Genomic DNA, 20,316 nt, shown 5'->3' with positions numbered 1-20,316 from the left:
GCTGTGACAACGCTCATCCACCAGAAGATCGCTGACGAGCTCGGCGTGGCCGCGGGCCAGGTGAGCTCCGCTGTCGAACTGCTCGACGGTGGCTCGACCGTCCCGTTCGTCGCCCGCTACCGCAAGGAGGCGACCGGCGGTCTCGACGACGCGCAGCTGCGCACGCTCGAGGAGCGGCTCGGCTACCTGCGCGAACTGGAGGAGCGCCGCGCGGCGGTGCTCGAGTCGATCCGGTCGCAGGGCAAGCTCGACGAGGCACTCGAAGCGCAGATCCTCGCCGCCGAGAACAAGGCACGGCTCGAGGACCTCTACCTGCCGTACAAGCCGAAGCGCCGCACGAAGGCCCAGATCGCGAAGGAAGCCGGTCTCGAGCCGCTGGCCGACGCACTTCTGGGTGATCCTTCGCTGAACCCGCAGGAAGAAGCCGCGAAGTTCGTCGACCCCGCGAAGGAGGTCGCCGACGCGGCGGCCGCCCTGCAGGGTGCGCGGGCCATCCTGGTCGAGCGGTTCGGCGAGGACGGCGACCTCATCGGTGAGCTGCGCGAGCAGATGTGGACGCGCGGCCGCGTGGTCTCCAAGGTCCGCGAGGGCAAGGAGACCGAGGGCGCCAAGTTCGCCGACTACTTCGAGTTCGACGAGCCCTTCAACAAGCTCCCGTCGCACCGCATCCTGGCGCTGTTCCGCGGCGAGAAGGAGGAGGTCCTCGACCTCGTCCTGGAGCCGGAGGAGCCGGTCGAGGACGGCCCGTCGTCGTTCGAGGTGCGCATCGCCGCGCGCTTCGGCATCGACGACCGCGGCCGCCCCGGCGACAAGTGGCTCACCGACACCGTGCGCTGGGCGTGGCGGACCCGGATCCTCGTGCACCTGGGCATCGACCTGCGCGGACGCCTGCGCGCGTTCGCCGAGGACGAGGCCGTGAAGGTGTTCGCCTCGAACCTGCGCGATCTGCTGCTGGCCGCCCCGGCCGGCACCCGCGCCACGATGGGTCTCGACCCCGGCTACCGCACCGGTGTGAAGGTCGCGGTCGTCGACGCCACCGGCAAGGTCGTCGCGCACGGCGTCATCCAGCCGCACGTGCCCGCGAACCGCTGGGACGAGTCGATCGCGAAGCTCGCGGTGATGGCCAAGCAGCACAACGTCGACCTGATCGCGATCGGCAACGGCACGGCCTCGCGCGAGACCGACAAGCTGGCCGCAGACCTGATCAAGCGCCACCCGGAGCTCAAGCTCACCAAGATCGTGGTGTCCGAGGCGGGCGCGTCGGTCTACTCGGCTTCCGCGTACGCGTCCTCGGAACTGCCGGGGCTCGACGTGTCGATCCGCGGCGCGGTCTCCATCGCGCGCCGCCTGCAGGACCCGCTGGCCGAGCTGGTGAAGATCGATCCGAAGTCCATCGGCGTCGGCCAGTACCAGCACGACCTGGCCGAGGCGAAGCTGTCGCGCTCGCTCGACGCGGTGGTCGAGGACTGCGTGAACGCGGTCGGCGTGGACCTCAACACGGCGTCCGTGCCGCTGCTGACCCGCGTCTCCGGCATCACCGCCGGTCTCGCGGAGAACATCGTGCTGCACCGCGACGCGAACGGGCCGTTCAAGACCCGCAAGTCGCTCATGGAGGTCGCCCGGCTGGGCCCGAAGGCGTTCGAGCAGTGCGCGGGCTTCCTCAAGATCCGCGGTGGCGACGAGCCGCTCGACGCCTCCTCGGTGCACCCCGAGGCGTACCCGGTCGTGCGGCGGATGCAGGCCGAGGCGGGCGAGGAGCTGATCGGCAACACGGCCGTGCTGACCAAGCTGCGGCCGGAGAAGTTCGTGGACGAGCAGTTCGGTCTGCCGACCGTCACGGACATCCTGCGCGAGCTGGAGAAGCCCGGCCGCGACCCGCGCCCGGCGTTCAAGACGGCGACCTTCGCGGACGGCGTCGAGAAGATCGCCGACCTCAAGCCCGGCATGGTGCTGGAGGGCGTCGTGACGAACGTGGCCGCGTTCGGCGCGTTCGTGGACATCGGCGTGCACCAGGACGGTCTCGTGCACATCTCGGCCCTGTCCAACAACTACGTCAAGGACCCGCGCGACGTCGTGAAGTCCGGCGACGTGGTGCGGGTGAAGGTGCTGGAGGTCGACGAGGCCCGCAAGCGGATCGGCCTGACGCTGCGGCTGACCGACGAGCCGGGCAAGCCCGCGCCGAAGCAGCAGGGCGGCGGCGGTGGCGGTCGTGACCGCCGGCCGCAGCGCGGCGGACAGCCTCAGCGCGGCAACCAGCAGCGCAACTCGCCTCCGCCCGCCAGCGGCTCGATGGCGGACGCGCTCCGCAAGGCGGGCTTCGGCAAGTAAGGCAGACCATGAACGGCGCTTTTGTGGACCACAGGTCCACAAAAGCGCCGTTCATGCCTTAATGTGAACGGGCGGACGGGGACGCGCCAGCGCGACGGCATAGGCGGCTCGCAGTTCAGCTATCACTGCCTCAGGTTCGGTGCGTAGACGCGAAGGAAGCGTCTGCACTACGCCGATACCGTTCGCCGCGTACCTTGAGTTACGCGCAAGCGTCTTCGCGTACGACTGCTTGCTGTAGTGAAACTCGTTGCTGTCGATCTCCCAGGCGAGTGCCACCTCATCACACCAGGCATCAGGCATGGCCACATAGCCGCCTGCGGCATCGACGACAACCGAGTTGCAGTGAGGCGTGGGCAGGCCGGCCAGACGCCAGATCTCCAGCGCGTCGGCCTCTGCCACGGAGCGCACACCAAGATCGATCTCGTTCAGCACTCGTCTCGCCAACGCGGTCCCACGTTTGGTGCCGGTGTCCAGCTCACGGCGTAGCTCAGCCACATCCGTCAGCCCGCTTTGAACTGATTCGATCAGCACCGCTCGAACAACATCAAGGTCCCGTACGCGACGCACGCCGTCCAGAACAGCACGTGTGGGAGGGGCAAGCGGTATGCCGTCGCGAAGGACCGTACGAGGAAAGAACACCGTACGTTCGACAACCGCAAAACCCGAGCTGAGCACGCGATACCTGTTGGGTATCAGGAGATGTACGAACTCCGGATCTGGGCCAGTGCGGAGGTGATAGCAGCGCGCCGCCTGAAAACCGGTGACAACGGCTTCGTGCCGGGCGAACATCAGCGCGGCCTCTATTCGCTGACGCGGGGTAGGTGGTGCTCGGTCGAGCATCACGATTCCCGGCAGCAGGTAGCGCCATCGACCACCTGGCTGACATTGCCTGTACGCGGTCTTCCGTCCTACGCCGAGCGCCTCGAGCTCCGACACTCTGACAACGCCGAACTTGCTGTGCTGCCACAGTTCGCCGTCAACGCGATCCCACTCTCCTCTGTCCATGCCCCCATCGTGCCCAGCACCCCTGACATTTCTGCCCTGCAGCTGCACGGGCAGACCATGAACGGCGCTTTTGTGGACCTGTGGTCCACAAAAGCGCCGTTCATGGCTTACTTGGCGCGGGTGCCCTTCGCCTTCACGAGTTCGGACTCGAAGAGTTCCTCCACGGTGGTGAGGCCGCCGGGCGCCGACCTGTCCACCTTGGTGACGTACGACTGGGTCGAGGACGGGCGGCCCACCAGCGAGTAGTGCAGGGCGCCGGTGAGGCCCTGGGTGTCCAGGCCGTTGGTGTCGTGGAACGCCTTCAGCACGCCGTCCCGCGTGAGGTCGCCGTTCTTGCAGGCCTTCTCCACCACCGACAGGAACACCTTCGCGACGGTGTAGCCGTGGTCGACGTAGATCGCGGGCTTGTCGTTGGGGTAGTTCTTGTTGAACGCCGCCGCCACCTCGCGCGGACCGGCCTGGGTGCCGGTGAACGGCGCCACGGACGTCACCACCGAGACCTGCTTCTCGACGGCCGCGCCGACAGGCGAGTCGAGGATCGCGGTGTCGAAGCCGACCACGTTGACCATGAACGGCACGTCCCACTTCAGCGCGGCGGCCACCCCGACCGCGGCGGCCGTCTGGGCGGGCGTGGTGCTCAGCATGACGGCCTTGGCGCCCTGGGCCTTCAGCGCGGCGATCTGCTGGGTGAGGTCGGCCGTGGTCTCACCGATGGGCTGTTCGGCGACCTTCATGTTCCACTGCGCCCCGACGAACCGGCTGCCCTCGACGGCGTTGTCGCCGTAGCTGCCCTGGACGAAGACGTGGCCGATGGTGTCGCCCTCCTTGATGACACCGCGGCGCTTGTAGTGGTCGAGTCCGTTGATCACGTCGAGGTCGTAGGTCGTCCCCACGATCATCATGTGCGGGTTGCCGAGCAACGACGCGGCCCACGACGCGGGAGCGGTCAGCGTGCGCGTCTGCATGATGTCCGGCTCGATGGCCGCGGTCATCGGCGTGCCCGCGAGCTCCAGCAGACCCAGAACCTGCGGCTCCAGGTCGAAGTACGCGTCGAGCGCCTTCTGCACGTCGTACGCGTGGTCCTTCTGCTTGAGCTCGACCCGCCGGCCGCAGATGCCCCCGCGGTCGTTGACCTGCTTCAGGTACAGCTCGTAGCCCTTCATGCGGGTCAGCGCGGAGGCCTTGAACGGACCGGTCATGTCGGTGAGGATGCCGAGCGAGATCGTGTCGGCGGTCACGCCCGGTCCGGTTTTGACCTGGGCTTTCTCGTCGTTCTTGGCGCCACAGCCGGCCACGAGCAAGGCGAGCGCCAAGGCGGCGGGCGGTACACGGCGGCGGAAGGGCATGCAGCAGTCCTTGTCCCAGTGATCTCGACATACTAAGCGGTAGCTCAGTATTGATTTCGTCGTCACATATTGCGTCTCTATGTGGTACGGAACACAGATACGTAAGGTTCATGTGACTACCGCTCGACTACTCGGTGTGCTAGCTCTTCGGTGCCGAACGAATTGAGATACGGCGTGATCGCCCACATTTCGGGTATACGGACGGCATGGCTGACGTGATCACATTGCTGCAGAAGCAGCACGAAACGATCCGCACGTTGTTCGCCGAAGTCGAGACCGCCAGCGGCGCCGAACGCAAGGACGCGTGGCATGAGCTCGTGCGGCTGCTCTCCATCCACGAGACCGCGGAGGAGGAGATCGTGCATCCCGCCGTCTCACGCGTGAGCGGTGGCGAGCCGATCGTGGACGCACGCGTGGCGGAGGAACACCGTGCGAAGGAACTCCTCAGCACGATGGACGACATAGGGCCCGACGCGGAGGGTTTCGACACTCTGCTCGTGCAACTCCGTGACGACGTGCTCGCCCATGCAGCCCACGAGGAACAGATGGAGTTCCCGCTGCTGCGCGAGGTGCACGACCAGGAGCGCCTCGAACGCATGGCGCGCGCGGTGGAAGCCGCCGAAGCGATCGCGCCGACCCGCCCGCACCCCGGCGTCGAGAGCCCGATCGCGAACCTGGCGCTCGGCCCGGTCGTGGCGGTGGTGGACAAGGCACGGGACGCGATCCGCAAGGTGCTCGGGTGAGGGTCCTCCGATGAAGATCGTCGTCACCGGTGGCTCCGGCAACGTCGGCACCGCGCTGCGCCGTCACCTCGACTTCGAGGACGTGGGTGTGGACGTGCGCGAGTTGTCGTCGTTGAGGGACGCCATCCGCGGTGCCGACGTTGTCATCCATCTCGCATTCGCGATCAAGCCGACCGATCAGGCGACGAACGTCGACGGCAGCGAACACCTGCTGACGGCGTGCGTCAAAGAAGAGGTCGGCCACCTGGTCTGCGCGTCGTCCGTCGCCGCGTACGAGCCGGCGCCGCGCTATCAACGCGTGGACGAGTCGTGGCCGCTGAACGGCATCCCCGGCAACACCTACAGCGCGCACAAGGTGCGGCTGGAGGAGATGATCAAACGCTATCCGTTGCCGTGCGCGGTGATCCGGCCGTGCTTCATCGGGCAGGCCTCCGCCGCCGACCAGGTCCGCCGCTGGTTGCTCAGCCCGTTGTTCCCGACGCGACTGCTGCCGTTGCTGCCGATCCCGTTGTGGAACGACCTGCGCCTACAGCTCGTGCACTCCGACGACGTGGCGCGCGCGATCGTGCAGATAGTGCGCCGCAGGGCGTTGGGCGCGTTCAACCTCGCCGCCGAACCGGTGCTGACCGCGCCGATGATCGCCGAACGCGTGGGCGCCGGTCGGTTGTCCGTCCCCTACCCGCTGGTCGAGAAGCTGGCCGGGGCGACGGCACGCCTCCGGTTGCAGCCGTTGACCCCGGAGTGGGTCCGGATGGCCGATCAGGCACCTCTCGTGCGGACCACTCGCGCGCACGATGATCTGGAATGGTGGCCCGAACACGACGCGCGTGATGTGCTGCGCGAGGTCGTCACGGCAATGGGAGGGCGTGCGTGAACGAGGTGGACGCGGTCGTCATCGGCTCCGGCCCGAACGGCCTGGTCGCGGCGACACTGCTGGCGGACGCGGGCTGGGACGTGCTGGTGCTCGAACAGCGCGGCACCCCCGGCGGCGCCGTCACGTCGGCCGAGATCACCGCACCCGGCTTCACCAACGACGTCTACAGCGCGTTCTACCCCCTCGGACTGGGCTCGCCCGTCCTCGGCGCGTTGAACCTCGACGTGCAGTGGCAACACGCACCTGTCGTGCTCGCTCATGTGCTGCCCGACGACCGGGTGGCGCTGCTCTCGCGCGAGGTGGAGACCACGGCGAAGTCCGTCGGCGCGTTCGCCCACGCCGACGCCGACCGCTGGCAGGCGGAGTACGCGCGCTGGCGCGGCGTACGCGACGCCGTGCTCGGCTCACTGCTGCGCCCCTTCCCACCGGTGCGTGGCGCGCTGTCTCTCTTGAAGGCCGCCGGAATCGGTGACGCCTTAAGGCTCGCGCGCACCCTCACGCTGCCGGTGCGCCGTCTGGGCGAGGAACTGTTCGACGGCGAAGGCGCCCGTGTGTTGTTAGCGGGCAACACGATGCACACGGACCTCGGCCCGGACCAGGCCGGCGGCGCGGGCTTCGGCTGGCTGCTGGCCATGCTCGGCCAGGACGTCGGCAACCCGGTGCCCCGCGGCGGCGCAGGCGAGCTGACCGCGTCTCTCGTACGCCGCTTCAGTGGCCGCATCGAAACCAACGCGCGTGTGGCCTCGGTGCTCCACGCGCGCGGTGTAGCCGTTGGCGTGCGTCTGGCAGACGGTTCGGTCGTACGCGCACGCCGCGCCGTCCTGGCCGACATCCCCGCACCGAACCTGTACCTGGACCTGATCGGCGGCGACGCCCTGCCCGGCAGGCTCGCCGACGACCTGAAGAAGTTCCAGTGGGACGGCGACACGATCAAGGTCGACTGGGCGCTGTCCGGCCCGATCCCGTGGGCCAACCAGGAAGCCGCGCGGGCGGGCACCGTCCACCTCGGCGGCGACGTCAACGGCATGGCCACCACGGCCCACGAACTCGCGTGCGGCAAAGTCCCGCGCAACCCGTTCATGGTCATGGGCCAGATGACGACGACCGACCCGTCACGCTCCCCCGCCGGCACGGAGGCCGCCTGGGCGTACACACACGTACCGCTCAACGGCAACTGGACCTCAGACCGCCTGAAGCGCCGAGCCGACCGCATGGAGCTGATGATCGAGGAACGCGCCCCGGGCTTCCGCTCCCGCATCCTCAAGCGATCGGTGCTCGGCCCGGACGAGATCGGCACGGTCAACGGCGGCACCGCGGCCATCCACCAGCAGCTGATCTTCCGCCCGGTACCGGGCCTCGGCCGCGCGGACACCCCGTTCGACCGCCTCTACCTGGCGGGGTCGTCGGCGTGGCCGGGCGGCGGCGTGCACGGCGCGGCGGGCGCGAACGCGGCACGGGCGGCCCTCACCCGCTGGGGTGCCGCTGGTGAGCTGTACCGGACCTTGATCCAGGGCCTGCACAAAGCGATCTGCTGACGCGCCGGCATCAGACCCGGCCACGAGCCAGCGCGTCGAGGCGCCGCAGGGTCTCCTTGTTGCGTGGAGTGAGCAGCAGGTCCTGCAGAAACGCCGGCAGGAGCGCCGTCGGACCGCGCACCACGCGCTCACCCATGTGCACGTGCGTGATCGACTCAGACCGCGCCCGCAGGGTGATGGTGATCCGCGCGGCACCCGCCGGCCACAGCCGTGCGTCCAGTTCCAGCATCTGCCCCGGTTCGCAGCGCACCACCTCGGTGGTGTCCTGGATGACCAGCGGCCACGGTCCCACGCTGTGGTGAATGCGCGTGCCGCACTTGGGCCAGCCGGTGTCCACGTCGCGGATGTGCGACGCGCCCACCACCCAGCCCGCGTACGACCAGCCGTCGGCGAGCACCGTCCACACGGCGTCGATGGGCGCTTCTACGTTCAGGGAAACCTCAGCCACGCCCACGAGGTACCCCGTGAGTCAGGAGGCAATCCGGCGCGTGCGGCGGCTTTCGGCCTTGCGTTGCAGGTGGTCGGCGGTGAGCTCCAGCTCGTACGACCGCAGGGCCTGGTAGCGCGGCGAGATCCGGAGGGCGAACGTGCCGCTGAGCCGCTCGATCGCCGACGCCGCGCGATCGAGCCGCCTGCGGGCGGCGTCCAGGCCACCGGCTCGCAACATGCGCAGGCAGTTCTCGGCCTCGCAGTTGTACGAGCGGAGCATCAGCGCCGACCAGTCGTCGACGAGCCGGCGCCCCGTGGCGTCCGACCCGTTGTAGGTGACCTGCCCGCCACCCTCGACCGCCGCGCCGTTCTTGATCAGGGTCTTCATCTCGTCGTGGATCAGGTCGAGCTGGGCCTGGTGGTCCGCGTTCGCGTCGGTGCGGAAGACACCGGCCCGCTGGAAGGTCAGCTCCTCCTTCAACGGCTGCAGCTCGGCCCGCGCGTTCTTGATGCGGTGCCGCAGCGCGACGAGCTCGGCGCCGGCCCGGTCGACCTCCTCCAGCGCGTGTGTTTGCGCTGTTCGGGCGTCACCGATTCGAGCGAGCAGCTCCTGCAGGCCTTCCACGGCCCGCTCCAGCTCAGCGATCCGGCGGTTCTTGCGCCCGAGCATGCTTACCTCCCCGAACAGCGACGAAAGGCCCATGCCCGTTCCATCGCAAGGAGGTATCCGCCGTTATCTAGCGCGCTATGCACTCACTCCATCGAGTGATCCCACGAAACGAACGAATCCTTCGGGGTCCTCGCTCGTGGCGGACTGTTGCAAGATCACGCTGGTGGCGCCCGCTCCGGCCACCGACGCGACGAGATCCGTGACGAACGCGCGGTCCCGGGAGTCCGTCTCGACGTAGACGACCACGGGGTGCTCACGGGACGCGCTGATGGCCCGGATCTGGTCGAGATCGGCCGACGCGTCGAGGATCGTGCCGTCACCGACCTCGCCTGCCAGGTCCAGCGTCTTCACCCCGAACCCGCCGACGTGGATCGGCACGGGTTTCGCCGGTGGCCAGCCCAGCGCGACGTCGGTCAGCCGCACGTACCGGCCGGCGCGGGTGACCCGTTCGCCCGCCAGAAGTGCTTTCAGCGCTTCGGTGTACTCGCGCAGCAGCGTCAGCGGCGACGCCACCCGCCCGCCGACCTGCTCCATCCAGTCCTGCACGCCGTGGCCGACGCCGATCGTGACGCGTCCGGGGAACAACCGGTCCAGCGTCGCGATCTCCATCGCGGTCAGCGCGACGTTGCGCAACGGCACGGGCAGCAGCCCGACACCGACGTTCAAGCGGGAAGTCCAGGCCAGCGCGGCGGAAGCGGTCGCGATGCCGCTCTCCAGGAAGCAGTCCTCCCACAGCCACAACGAGTCCACACCGGACTCCTCGGCCGCGAGGACGACGGAACGCAGGTTCTCAGGCGGAAGCTGGGGCCGGTAGACAGCGCCGAGTGTGGTCACCCGACAACTACTACCTGCCCCAGCCGCGGTCAGCAACAGAGTTGGCTCAGCCGGCGCTGTGGTAGGTGACGTCCCAGTGGTTCGACTCGCGGTAGTAGATGTTGCCCGCGGCCGACTTCCACTTGTTGCCACCGATGGACGTGAAGGTCCGGGTGATGTAGTTGGTGACGCAGCTCGACAGCCGGTAGTCGACCTTGTAACCGTTCCAGTGCGAGTAGGTGCCCGACGCGTGGCCGGTCTCGGTGCCACCGGTGATGGTCAGCGCGCAGCCCGACGCCCGCTTGAACGTCTTGGCACCCGCGATGGTCGTCTGGTTGATCTGCTCGAACGACGTGCAGTTCGGACGGTTGCGGTCGCTGCAACCACCGCTGGACGTCCAGGTGATGCCGGCCGCGCGCAGCTGCGCGGTCGCCTGCGCGTGGGTGTACTTGGCTGGGGCCGCCGAGGCGATGGACGCGCCCATCAGCAAAGCGGCGAACATCGCGACCACAGCGGCGATCGTGCGAACGAACATGCTCTCTCTCCTTATGCCCAAAGCAAGGTGCGGCGAAGTTAGGGAGAAGCGGTAAAGAGACGCCTAAATCGACCTTTGGCCGATCTTTGGCGCGCCCGTGGACAGTCCCGGTCACCAACAAGGCAAGTCGATCGGAGCTACAACGATGCGCATTCGCCACGCCGTCGCGGCGACCGCTATCTCTCTCGGGCTGCTGGGCGGCCTCAGTGGAATCGCCCAGGCCGCCCCGGAGGGCCCCTCGGAGCCGGAGGGCTCCATCTCGCAGGTCGAGGCGGCGGCCGGATATGGCGGCTCGATCACCCGCACCGAGGTCATGAAGCGGGCCAAGGACTGGTGGGACCGCAAGATCCCGTACAGCCAGAGCAAGTACGCCTACGACATCAACAAGGGCAAGAAGTACCGCACCGACTGCTCCGGTTTCGTGTCCATGGCGTGGAAGCTCACGTCGAGCCGCAACACGTCCACTTTGGACGAAGTCGCCACGAAGATCTCCTGGGCGAACCTCAAGCCGGGCGACATGATCCTGCGCAACGGCCACGTGAAGCTGTTCGAGAAGTGGGCCAACGCGGCGCACACCTCCGTGTGGATCTACGAGGAGGGCAGCACCGCCACCGACATGGACCACGAGACGGTGTCGCTCGCGACGCTGAAGGACGGCGGCTACGCCCCGTGGAAGTACAAGAAGATCACCGGCTGATCGTCAGCTGATCGCGAGGCCCCATTGCGCTGGCCACTGGCGCACCTCCCCCACTTCGCGGGTGCCCAGTCGCGTGAACAGCCCGGCAGCCTCGTCCCAAAGGCGGTCCGCGCCTGCCATGTCCCCCAGGCAGGCGTGGACCGCTCCCAGGTCCCTGAGCGTCCGGGCCCTCCACAACGGCAGTCCCAGGTCGGCGAACGACGTCAGGGCCTCGGTCAGCACGATCGTCGCGCCCGGCAGATCACCGGACGCGAGCCTCCACTCCCCCAGCGTGCGGCGCACGAGCGCCTCCCCGAACCGGTCACCGACGTCGCGGCAGCCGTTCATCGCGGTGGCGATCAGCTTCTCGGCTGGGTCGAACAAACCCTTGCGCAGCAACACCTTCGCCCACGCCTGGGCGGTGTAGCAGCCGAGCAGTTCGTCGCCGGTGCCCGCCACCATCTCGTAGGCACGCACGATGTGCTCCTCGGCCAGGTCCAGCTCGCCGCGAGCGCGGTGCACGAGCCCGATCCCGCGGGCCGCCAGCGCTTCGCCGCGTCTGCTCTTCGCCTCCCGGTACACCGATTCCGCGTGTTTCAAGGTGTCGAACGCACCCTGGTCGTCGCCGAATTCTCGTTTGATGGAGCCGATTCCGTAGAGCGCGTGCGCCATGCCTTCCGGATCCTGCGACTCCAGCAGCTCGCGGGCTCTGCCGAGCGCCTCCAGCGCGCACGGGTACTCGCCGAGATCGCGGCACACCATGCCGATGCCGTTCATCGCGACGGCCTCGCCGTGCTTGTCGCCCAGGTTCACGAACAACGTCTGCGCGGTGTCGAACCACGACCGCGCCTCGATCAGGTTGTCGCGCTTGTAGTGCATCTGCCCGAGGCTGCAGCGCAGGACCGCTTCGAGCCGCACGTCCCCGGCCTGCCACACGGCTTCCAGCGCGGCTGTGTGCGTTCGTTCCCAAGCCTCGTACCGGTTTCGCAGCCCGAACCAGGCGAACACCAGCACTTCGGCGAGCTGGCAGGCCACTTCCGCGAGCCCGAGCTCCGCCGCGCGTTCCACGAGCCTCGTCAGCAACGACTCCTCGCGGGCGAACCAGGCGTCCTTGTCCGCGGGACGCACTGCCGTCGTGACGACACCGAGCGAGTCCTGCATGCGCGGCACGGCGAGGAAGAGCTGCTCGGTCAGTCCATCCACAGTGGACAGCGCCGCGACCACGGCCCTCCGGACGACGTCCTCGCGTTCGTGTTGCGGGTCTTCGGCTTCGGCGAGCTCACGGGCGTGCAACCGCACCAGTTCGTGCATCCGGTACCGCGCACTGCCGATGACGTCGAGCAACCGGGCGTCGACGAGCTGGTCGAGCACGTCCTCGTCGAGCAGGTGTGCCCACAGGAAACTCGGCAGCTCGGGCAGCCCGAGGAACCCGAACATCCGGTAGGCGCTGCGCACGTTCTCGTCGAGCGCCCGGTACGTCAGCTCCAGACTGGACCGCACGGCGAGGTCGTCCGCGACCAGCTCGTCCAGCCTCGACCGCTCATCGGAGAGGCGGCGCACCAGCTTGGACACCGGCCAGTGCGACCGCCCGGCCAGCCGCGCGCCGGTGATCCGCACCGCGAGCGGCAGGTACCCGCACAGCCGCGCGACCTCCTTGGCCTGGTCGGGTTCGTCGGACACCCGGTCGTCGCCGAGGATGCGCTTGAGCAGCGTGACTGCCTCGTCGCCGCTCAGCACGTCGAGCGGGACGCGGCGCACGCCTTCCAGCCCGCACAGCCGGCTGCGGCTCGTGATCAGCGTCAGACACCCGGGACTGCCCGGCAGCAGCGGCCTGACCTGCGACACGCTCGTGACGCCGTCCAGCACGATCACCACGCGCCGCCCGCCGACCGTCGCCCGCCACAGCGCCGCGCGTTCCTCTGCCGACTCCGGAATCCGTTCGCTCGGCACGTCCATGGCCCGCAGCAACGCGTCCAGCGCCCCGGACGGCGAGTGCAGGTCGACGAACAGCTGCCCGTCCGGATACCGCTCGGCGAGCCGATGCGCCGCGTGCACGGCCAGCGCCGACTTGCCCACGCCCGCGGGCCCCTCGATCCACCAGACGCCACCGTCGCTGTCGAGCAGCCTGCTCAGCTCCCGGTCCCGCCCGGTGAAGTCGCCGGCGTCGCGCGGCAGGTAGTTGCGCCGGCTGTCCCGCGCGCCCTCCAGCACGTCGCGGTAGAGCTGCTGGAGCTGCTCGCCAGGCTCGACCCCCAGCTCGTCGACGAGCACCTTGCGCGTCTCCCGGAACACCCGCATGGCGTCCGCCCGCCGTCCCGCCCTGGCCAGCGCGGTCATCAGCTGCCCGCGGAGCCGTTCGGCGAGCGGGTACTCGGCGACGAACGTGCCGAGCTTCTCGATCAGCTCGGCATGCCGGCCCAACGCGAGCTCGACGTCGACCAGCTGTTCAGCGGCGGCGAGCCGTTGCACGTCAAGCGTCTGCGCGAACACCACCGGCACGCCCCGCCAGAGCTGCAACGCGTTGTTGAGCGCCTCGGCCTTGACCTTGAGGTCGGTCTCGTCGTGCGCTTTCGCCACCAGCTTGCGGAACAGGTGCAGGTCGACGCTCTCGAGTTCGGCGTTGAGCACGTACCCCGCCGCCCGGTGCTCGACCGGCAACCCGGCCCGCCGCAGGCTGGAGATGTGCACCTGCAGCGACTTGCGTGCCTGCGGCGGCGGCTCCTCACCCCAGATCAGATCGATGAGGCGTTCGACCGGCACGATCTTGCCGCATTCGACCGCCAGGACCGCTAGGATCTGCGCGGGCTTCGGCGGCACTGACGGCTCGACCGGCCCGAGAATCCTGACCTCCACTGTGCCCCCACCAGTGTTGAAGATTCACAAAGTTCTCCGCGGAATCGCCAAATTCTGACGCAGGCCGCCGTGACCAGGTTCCACTTCTGGGTGAATGCACTCGAATGGACGCAGAGCTGGATGCAACCAGACCAGAGCAGGTTCCGTCCAGCCCACTTTCAGTGGGCATGAATGTGAACCTTTGTTCTGTTTTAGAGACTTGCCTTGAGTCGCGCGAACTCCTCGGCCAACGCCGGAAGCTGCCAGTGCGCGTTCAACCCGCTCGGATTGGGCAGCAACCACACCCGCGCCCCACCCACGGTTTCATCCTGGGGCCCGACCTGCGCTTTCTTGCGGCCGAACGCCGCCCGGTACACCGTCACGCCGAGCACCGCGAGAACCTTCGGTGAATACCGCTCGACCTTTTCGGCCAGCTCGGCCCCACCGGTCTTGAGTTCGTCAATTGTTAATTCGTCGGCCTTGGCACTCGGCCGCGCAACGACGTTCGTGATGCCCAGCCCGAGCGCGAGCAACTCCTCCTGCTCGGCCGGCGCGAACTGCCGAGGCGTGAAACCGGACAAATGCAGGGCGGGCCAGAACCGGTTTCCGGGCCGCGCGAAGTGGTGCCCGGTCGCCTCCGACACGAGGCCGGGGTTGATGCCGCAGAAGAGCACGTCCAGCCCAGGCCTGATCACATCGGAAATCACTCGCCGAGCCTACGAGACGCGGCTTACCGTGCCCGCCATGGCCGGGCTCCCCATCCTCTTCCTCGACGTCGACGGCCCGCTGCTCCCGTTCGGTGACGGCGTCGCAGGCACTCCAGGCCTCTCCCGCCTCGACCCGATGCACGGCCCGTGGCTCGCATCCCTGCCGTGCGAGCTGATCTGGGCCACGACGTGGATGGACAACGCGAACGAACACCTGGCCCCGTTGCTCGGCCTCCCCACCCTGCCGGTCGCGACCTGGCCGGACGACCCGGCCACCGAGGCCGCGGACCTCCAGCACGGCCTGCACTGGAAGACCCGCGGCCTGGTCGCGCTGGCCGGGGCCAGGCCGTTCGCCTGGGTGGACGACGAGCTCACCGAGAACGACTGCGCCTGGGTCACCGAGCACCACGGAAACGCGCTGCTCCACCGCGTCGACCCGCGCCACGGCCTGACCGACGCCGACTACCTCGAACTCGACGCCTGGCTCCGCGCCAACTAGGGCACCGCCGGCACGCGCGGCCGCGGCGTCCACATCGTGTAGCCCGCTCGCCGCGCGTCCTCCGGCGAGTGGAAGAACGCGTCGCCCTTCATCCGCTTGTAGTAGGGCGATTCAGGCGTGTGGTACATCATCGTGCGCGAGTTCGCCTTGATCGCGGGCACCGCCGGCGCCGGCTCCTCCATGATCGTCAGACGGGTCTCCGCCGGAGCCTCCACCCGCGTGCGCATGGTCAGCCAGGTCAGCAGCACGCCGGCGAGGAAGGCGCCCGCGCACAGCAGGAACATCTGGAAGAAGAACCCGAACAACGAACAGCTCCTAGTCCGAAGTGAAGTCCTCGTCGACGCGCAAGCCGGGGACGGCGGCGCGCAGGGCGTCGCTCAGGGCGCCCGCGCGGTCCGGGTCCGCCACGCGTGCCGACGCGGTCAGGTGTCCTTTGTGGACTACGCCGGTGAAGTCGGTGACGTCCTGGTCGAGCACCGCCTCCAGCAGGCCCGCTGCCGCCGACGCGCTGACCGGCATGCGTTCGCCCGCGTTCGGGGTGATCATGTCGGTGATCCGGTGGGCGGCGGTCAGTGCGCGCACGGCGTCCACGACCTCCTGCCGTTCCCGAGCGGACGCGGCGGTGCCGGCCAGCACGATCTCGGACGACCGCACGGCGAACACCAGGTGGCCGGGCGTCACGTCCGGCGCGGGATGGGCCGCGAGACCCACCGCGGCGAGCAACGCGGGCACGATGAGAGCGCCGACGAAGACGCGTTGCGGCAACTGCACGCGCCTGGCCTATCTCATCCGGGCGATCGGCTGCCACCACCTGCCGCGGAACGCCCTGGACAACCCGCCCGAATTCACCCGTTAGTGGAGATCACCACTGGTGTGCCGTCGGCCACCAGACGCCAGTCCGAACCGGCGAAGTCGGCGGGGTTCAGCACGCCCGCGGCCTTGACCCAGTCGATCAGCAGCTGCCGGATCTCCTGCTGCTGGTTGTGCAGCACGGGCGCGGACGCGATGTGCGGGAAGTCGCCACCGCCGGCCTGCCGGTAGTTGTTCACGGCCACCGCGAACTCGAAGGAATCCGCCACCGGCACCCCGCCGTACGCCAGCCCCACGATCCGCGACCCGACCGGCTGCGAGATGTCGATGTCGTAGGTCAACGGCGCGGACAGCCCGTACGCGATGTCGAAGTTGTAGTCCGGCACGTCAGCGGAGACCTCGTCGGCCGAGAACGGCCCCGGACCGTCCACCGAGACGAAGTACCGCGCCGACTCCTCCAGGAAGTCGCGCAGCTGGGCCCCGGTCAGCCGCACGCCCACCAACGTGTTGTCGAAGATGTAGAGCCCGGCGACGTCCCGGATGGACACTTCGCCGGACGGGATCGCCGCCGCGCGGTTGAACGGCGCGCACAGCGACACCACGGGCAGCGACGTGGACTTCGCGAGCTCCAACGCCTGCACGTGGTTGATGAACCGCAGCGCGGGCGTGTCCTCGAACCGCGACCGGGCCGCCGACATGGCCGCCGAGCACGTGCCGATGTGCGCGTTCACGTAGGAAACGACCTTCTCGTGGTCGTGCCGCAGCAACCGCACGATCCGCGGGTCCTCCTCCACCGAGGCGGAGGTGAGCACCGACGACCGCGACGCGACCAGCTCCCACCGTTGCGAGAACCGCAGGTCGAACTCCATCAGCGACAGCCGCTTGCCCCAGTACAACGGCTCGGTCAGCAGCACGGGCCGGCCGGTGACCTTGTTCGTGACGAACCGCTCCGGAATCTCCACGTGCGCGTGCCCGACCAGCACGGCGTCGATCCCCGGCACCGTCTCGGCCAGGAGCTCGGCGCAGTTCTCCGGGAACGGCACCTGGTCGCCCAGCGACGACGAGAGATCGGCCCCGGAATGCGCCGCCACGATCACCAGGTCGGACTTCGACCGCACCTCGGGCACCCAGTGCAGCGCCTGCTCCACCAGACCGGGGAACGTCAGCACGCCCTCGACGTGCGCGCGGTCCCACACCGCGATGCCGGGGTTGGTGAGCCCGAGGATCCCCACCCGCAACGGCGGCCCGTCCGTCCGCCACACCGTGTGGATCACGTACGGCGGAAAGGCCGGCTGGCCCGTGGTGACGTCCAGCGCGTTGGCCGCGAGCAGCGGGAACTCCAGTTGCCGCTCGAACGTCCGCAGCACGTCCAGCCCGTAGTTGAACTCGTGGTTCCCCAGCGCCGCCGCCGTGTACCCGATGGCGTTCATCGCGGCCGCCATCGGGTGCACGTGCGTACGCGTGATCGGTTCGACCTTCGCGTAGTAGTAGGCGAGCGGTGTGCCCTGGATGGTGTCACCGGCGTCGAGCAGCAACGTCCGATGGCGCCCCACGGCAGCACGCACCTCGTTGACCAACGTCGAGACCTTCGCGAGCCCGACGTCGTTGTGCGCGAAGTCGTCGAACTCGCGATCGAGGTAGTAGTCCCAGTTGAAGAGGTTGCCGTGCAGGTCGGTGGTGCCCAACACAGTCAGTGTGAACGTGCGCAGACCGCTCACCTCCGGTTGTGGTCGGGCATAACCCGACCATAACCACTCACACTTGACCAAGCAGCCAGCTACCGGGTCGGAGGCGTCTGCTGACCCTGCTGTCCCCGCTGGCCCTGTTGCCCGCGCTGACCAGGCTCGACGACGCTGGAAGCGACAGTCTTGCCGTCCTCTGTGGTGGCGATCACCGTCACCGTGTCGCCCTTCTCGACACCTTCGGCCACGGTGTCGGCGTCGATCACGTAGGTCTTCGTGTACCCGTCGGTCGACTTCACCTCGACGGACGTGTCGCTGATCGCGGTGACCTCACCGGTCTGGAACTCGCCGTGCGTGGCCGACCCGGCCCCGAGGCCGAAGCCAGGTCCGCCCTGCCGCATGCCGCCCATGCCGTAGCCACCGGGGCCCATGCCACCCATGCCGCCGGTCTGCTGGTTCGTGCCGCTGGCCGCGTAGATCGCGACGCCACCGGCCGCCGCGATGCCGACGGCGATGGCCACGGCGGCGACTGTCTTCTTCGCGGTCCACGCCGGCCGCTGCGCTTCCGACTCGGGTGCGGGTGCTGCGCCCCACTCCGGGGGCTGTTGTTCGGTCATGTCAGCCACCGTGTCGGCGTTGCCTGTGCCGAACCTGTGCCTGACGTAGGCCTGAGCTGTGCGGCTCCCTCACAGCTGGTACACAGGATCGGCGTTCACGATGGGAGCCATGCGCGCGATGAAAACCGAACTCCGCAGGCCCGACGGGCAGCCCGTGCGGGTGCTCGTGGTGGACGACGAGTCCACTCTGGCGGAGCTGATGTCGATGGCGTTGCGGATGGAGAAGTGGGACGTCCGCACGGCGCTCGACGGTCAGACGGCGGTGCGGACCGCGCGCGAGTTCCGGCCGGACGTCGTGGTGCTCGACGTGATGCTCCCGGACTTCAACGGCTTCGAGGTGCTGCGCAAGATGCGCGCGGACTTCCCCGCGTTGCCCGTGCTGTTCCTGACGGCGAAGGACGCCGTGGAGGACCGCATCGCGGGGCTGACGGCGGGCGGCGACGACTACGTCACCAAGCCGTTCTCATTGGAGGAGGTCGTGCTGCGGTTGCGCGCACTGTTGCGGCGCACGGGCGTGACCGACGCGGACGCGGGTGCCCGGCTGGTCGTCGGCGACCTGTCGTTGAACGAGGAAACGCGCGAGGTCAACCGCGGCGGTGCCGCGATCGAGCTGACGGCGACGGAGTTCGAACTGCTGCGCTACCTGATGAGCAACCCGCGCCGGGTGCTCAGCAAGGCGCAGATCCTGGACCGGGTCTGGAGCTACGACTTCGGCGGCCAGGCGAACATCGTCGAGCTCTACATCTCCTATCTCCGCAAGAAGATCGACGCCGGGCGCGCCCCGATGATCCACACGATGCGAGGCGCCGGATATGTCCTCAAGCCTGCGACCTAGAACCCTGCGGGCCCAGCTGGTCTCCGGCCAGATCGTCCTGCTCACCGCGCTGTGCCTGGTGATCGGCGGGATCGCGGTGCTCGCGCTGCACGCGTTCCTGATGGACAACCTCGACCGCCAGGTCACGACGCTGCGACCGCCACCACCGGGTTCGCCGTACTCCATGGGCCTCAACGCGGTCTTCCGCGGCGGCACCATCGAAGGCACGATCGAACTGCCCGGCTGGCAGCAGCCGCGCCCTCTCACCGACGACGAGATCGCGGCGCTGGAGGCGGGGCCGTCCGGCCTGCACACGATCGACATGGGCGAAACGGGCGAGTTCCGCGTGCTCACCGACGTGCGGGGCATCAGGGGCCTGCCACTGGCCCCCATCACGGGCATCGTCTGGCAGATGGTCTGGATCCTCGCCGGGCTCATCGTCGCGGGAGCGGCGGCGGTCGCGCTGGCCGGCCGGGTGGTCGTGCGGCGCGCGCTGGTACCGCTGGACCGGGTCGCCGAGACCGCCACCCGCGTGTCCGAACTCCCGTTGCACGAGGGCGAGGTCGCGCTCGCCGAACGCGTGCCGGAGGAGGACACCGACCCGGCGACCGAGGTCGGCAAGGTCGGCCTCGCGCTGAACCGGATGCTCGGCCACGTCGACCAGGCGCTGAAAGCCAGGCACGACAGCGAAACGCGCGTGCGGCAGTTCGTCGCCGACGCCTCGCACGAGCTCAGAACACCCCTCGCGGCCATCCGCGGTTACGCCGAGCTGACCAGACGGACCGGCGCGGACCTGCCGCCCGAGGTCACCCACGCGATGAACCGGGTCGAGTCCGAAGCGCTGCGGATGACCTCGCTGGTCGAGGACCTGTTGCTGCTGGCCCGGCTGGACGCGGGCCGTCCGTTGGAGCGTGAGGACGTCGACCTCTCCCGGCTGGTGCTCGACGTCGTCGGCGACGCCCGGATCGCGGGCCCCGACCACAGCTGGAAACTCCAGCTGCCGGGCGATCCCGTGGTCGTTCCCGGTGACGTGCAACGGCTGCACCAGGTGCTCGGCAACCTGCTGTCCAACGCCCGCACCCACACGCCGCCGGGCACCACCGTCACGACCGGGCTGTCCGTCCACAACGGACGGGTCGACCTGACCGTCACGGACGACGGCCCCGGCATCCCGCACGGCCTGGAAGTGTTCGAACGGTTCGCGCGCGGGGACTCCTCACGCTCGCGGGCGGCCGGCAGCACCGGGCTGGGGTTGTCGATCGTGTCCGCCGTCGTCGGCGCGCACAACGGTGACGTGTCGGTGACGAGCGTGCCTGGTCACACGACCTTCACCGTCACACTCCACACAGCTCGTTCACAGCGAGAGCACACGACCGACCCAGGGTGAGCCGCGATTCTCGT

Annotated in this window: 20 protein-coding genes; 8 read left to right on the top strand and 12 right to left on the bottom strand. The window is 68.8% G+C overall.

The genetic code is table 11. The annotated features are described in order from the left end of the window. The first annotated feature begins 3 nt into the window (after positions 1-3). Positions 4-2,328, top strand: a complete 2,325-nt coding sequence (locus G7043_RS34340) for a Tex family protein (RefSeq protein WP_166052809.1) — start codon at positions 4-6, stop codon at positions 2,326-2,328. Between the two features lie 51 nt (positions 2,329-2,379). Here G7043_RS34340 and G7043_RS34335 read toward each other — a convergent pair whose 3' ends face one another. Both G7043_RS34335 and G7043_RS34330 read right to left on the bottom strand, forming a co-directional pair. Next, complete coding sequence (locus G7043_RS34335) at positions 2,380-3,333, bottom strand: hypothetical protein (RefSeq protein WP_166052808.1); 954 nt, start codon at positions 3,331-3,333, stop codon at positions 2,380-2,382. A 107-nt stretch (positions 3,334-3,440) separates the two neighbouring features. Further along, a complete protein-coding gene (locus G7043_RS34330) occupies positions 3,441-4,679 on the bottom strand; it encodes an ABC transporter substrate-binding protein (RefSeq protein WP_166052806.1) in 1,239 nt (412 codons plus the stop codon). Between the two features lie 206 nt (positions 4,680-4,885). Here G7043_RS34330 and G7043_RS34325 point away from each other — a divergent pair, with 206 nt between their 5' ends. From G7043_RS34325 to G7043_RS34315, 3 genes are read left to right on the top strand one after another with little or no spacing between them, the layout of a single operon-like run. Further along, complete coding sequence (locus G7043_RS34325) at positions 4,886-5,422, top strand: hemerythrin domain-containing protein (protein ID WP_166052805.1); 537 nt, start codon at positions 4,886-4,888, stop codon at positions 5,420-5,422. Positions 5,423-5,432: 10 nt separating this feature from the next. Next, positions 5,433-6,296 (top strand): NAD-dependent epimerase/dehydratase family protein, encoded by an 864-nt coding sequence (locus G7043_RS34320; protein ID WP_166052804.1) that lies wholly within the window; start codon positions 5,433-5,435, stop codon positions 6,294-6,296. Further along, complete coding sequence (locus tag G7043_RS34315; RefSeq protein WP_166052803.1) at positions 6,293-7,831, top strand: phytoene desaturase family protein; 1,539 nt, start codon at positions 6,293-6,295, stop codon at positions 7,829-7,831. Before G7043_RS34320 ends, G7043_RS34315 begins: the two co-directional genes overlap by 4 nt. 10 nt (positions 7,832-7,841) lie before the next feature. Here G7043_RS34315 and G7043_RS34310 read toward each other — a convergent pair whose 3' ends face one another. The 4 genes from G7043_RS34310 to G7043_RS34295 all read right to left on the bottom strand — a co-directional run bounded on the left by G7043_RS34310 (position 7,842) and on the right by G7043_RS34295 (position 10,278). Then, positions 7,842-8,279, bottom strand: coding sequence for an SRPBCC family protein (locus G7043_RS34310; RefSeq protein WP_166052802.1), 438 nt, complete (start codon positions 8,277-8,279; stop codon positions 7,842-7,844). A gap of 21 nt (positions 8,280-8,300) precedes the next feature. Further along, positions 8,301-8,930 carry a DUF4041 domain-containing protein gene (locus tag G7043_RS34305; RefSeq protein WP_166052801.1) on the bottom strand — a complete coding sequence of 210 codons (630 nt, stop codon included), beginning with the start codon at positions 8,928-8,930 and terminating at the stop codon, positions 8,301-8,303. Positions 8,931-9,005: 75 nt separating this feature from the next. Further along, positions 9,006-9,764 (bottom strand): LLM class flavin-dependent oxidoreductase, encoded by a 759-nt coding sequence (locus G7043_RS34300; protein WP_166052800.1) that lies wholly within the window; start codon positions 9,762-9,764, stop codon positions 9,006-9,008. Positions 9,765-9,810: 46 nt separating this feature from the next. After that, positions 9,811-10,278 carry a hypothetical protein gene (locus G7043_RS34295; RefSeq protein WP_166052799.1) on the bottom strand — a complete coding sequence of 156 codons (468 nt, stop codon included), beginning with the start codon at positions 10,276-10,278 and terminating at the stop codon, positions 9,811-9,813. A gap of 145 nt (positions 10,279-10,423) precedes the next feature. Here G7043_RS34295 and G7043_RS34290 point away from each other — a divergent pair, with 145 nt between their 5' ends. Continuing rightward, positions 10,424-10,975, top strand: a complete 552-nt coding sequence (locus G7043_RS34290; protein WP_166052798.1) for a hypothetical protein — start codon at positions 10,424-10,426, stop codon at positions 10,973-10,975. Between the two features lie 3 nt (positions 10,976-10,978). Here G7043_RS34290 and G7043_RS50095 read toward each other — a convergent pair whose 3' ends face one another. Then, positions 10,979-13,807: an AfsR/SARP family transcriptional regulator gene (locus G7043_RS50095; RefSeq protein WP_166052797.1), complete on the bottom strand. Its 2,829-nt coding sequence runs from the start codon at positions 13,805-13,807 to the stop codon at positions 10,979-10,981. A gap of 191 nt (positions 13,808-13,998) precedes the next feature. Then, on the bottom strand, positions 13,999-14,493 hold the full coding sequence (gene mug / locus G7043_RS34280) for a G/U mismatch-specific DNA glycosylase (protein WP_313888213.1): 495 nt from the start codon (positions 14,491-14,493) through the stop codon (positions 13,999-14,001). Positions 14,494-14,530: 37 nt separating this feature from the next. On the opposite strand from mug, the gene G7043_RS34275 reads away from it, so the two are divergent. Next, positions 14,531-14,992 (top strand): HAD domain-containing protein, encoded by a 462-nt coding sequence (locus tag G7043_RS34275; protein WP_166052795.1) that lies wholly within the window; start codon positions 14,531-14,533, stop codon positions 14,990-14,992. Here G7043_RS34275 and G7043_RS34270 read toward each other — a convergent pair. From G7043_RS34270 to G7043_RS34255, 4 genes are all read right to left on the bottom strand, one after another. Further along, positions 14,989-15,297 carry a sunset domain-containing protein gene (locus G7043_RS34270; RefSeq protein ID WP_166052794.1) on the bottom strand — a complete coding sequence of 103 codons (309 nt, stop codon included), beginning with the start codon at positions 15,295-15,297 and terminating at the stop codon, positions 14,989-14,991. The genes G7043_RS34275 and G7043_RS34270 overlap by 4 nt on opposite strands. Positions 15,298-15,307: 10 nt before the next feature. Beyond that, complete coding sequence (locus G7043_RS34265; RefSeq protein ID WP_166052793.1) at positions 15,308-15,763, bottom strand: hypothetical protein; 456 nt, start codon at positions 15,761-15,763, stop codon at positions 15,308-15,310. A 74-nt stretch (positions 15,764-15,837) separates the two neighbouring features. Beyond that, positions 15,838-17,490, bottom strand: a complete 1,653-nt coding sequence (locus G7043_RS34260) for a bifunctional metallophosphatase/5'-nucleotidase (RefSeq protein WP_313888212.1) — start codon at positions 17,488-17,490, stop codon at positions 15,838-15,840. An 89-nt stretch (positions 17,491-17,579) separates the two neighbouring features. After that, entirely contained in the window at positions 17,580-18,101 is a 522-nt protein-coding gene (locus tag G7043_RS34255; protein WP_166052791.1) for a hypothetical protein, read from the bottom strand. A gap of 109 nt (positions 18,102-18,210) precedes the next feature. On the opposite strand from G7043_RS34255, the gene G7043_RS34250 reads away from it, so the two are divergent. Beyond that, positions 18,211-18,936 carry a response regulator transcription factor gene (locus tag G7043_RS34250; protein ID WP_278185936.1) on the top strand — a complete coding sequence of 242 codons (726 nt, stop codon included), beginning with the start codon at positions 18,211-18,213 and terminating at the stop codon, positions 18,934-18,936. Beyond that, the gene (locus tag G7043_RS34245) at positions 18,914-20,302 is read left to right on the top strand and encodes a sensor histidine kinase (RefSeq protein ID WP_166052789.1); all 1,389 of its coding nucleotides are present in this window, start codon (positions 18,914-18,916) and stop codon (positions 20,300-20,302) included. The genes G7043_RS34250 and G7043_RS34245 overlap by 23 nt, the downstream gene beginning before the upstream one ends. The last annotated feature ends 14 nt before the right edge of the window (positions 20,303-20,316 follow it).

This window comes from Lentzea alba (assembly GCF_011067745.1).
Classification (GTDB): Bacteria; Actinomycetota; Actinomycetes; order Mycobacteriales; family Pseudonocardiaceae; genus Lentzea; species Lentzea alba.
The sequence above is the reverse complement of the archived record's forward strand: the minus strand, read 5'-3'. Positions and strand labels throughout refer to the sequence as shown.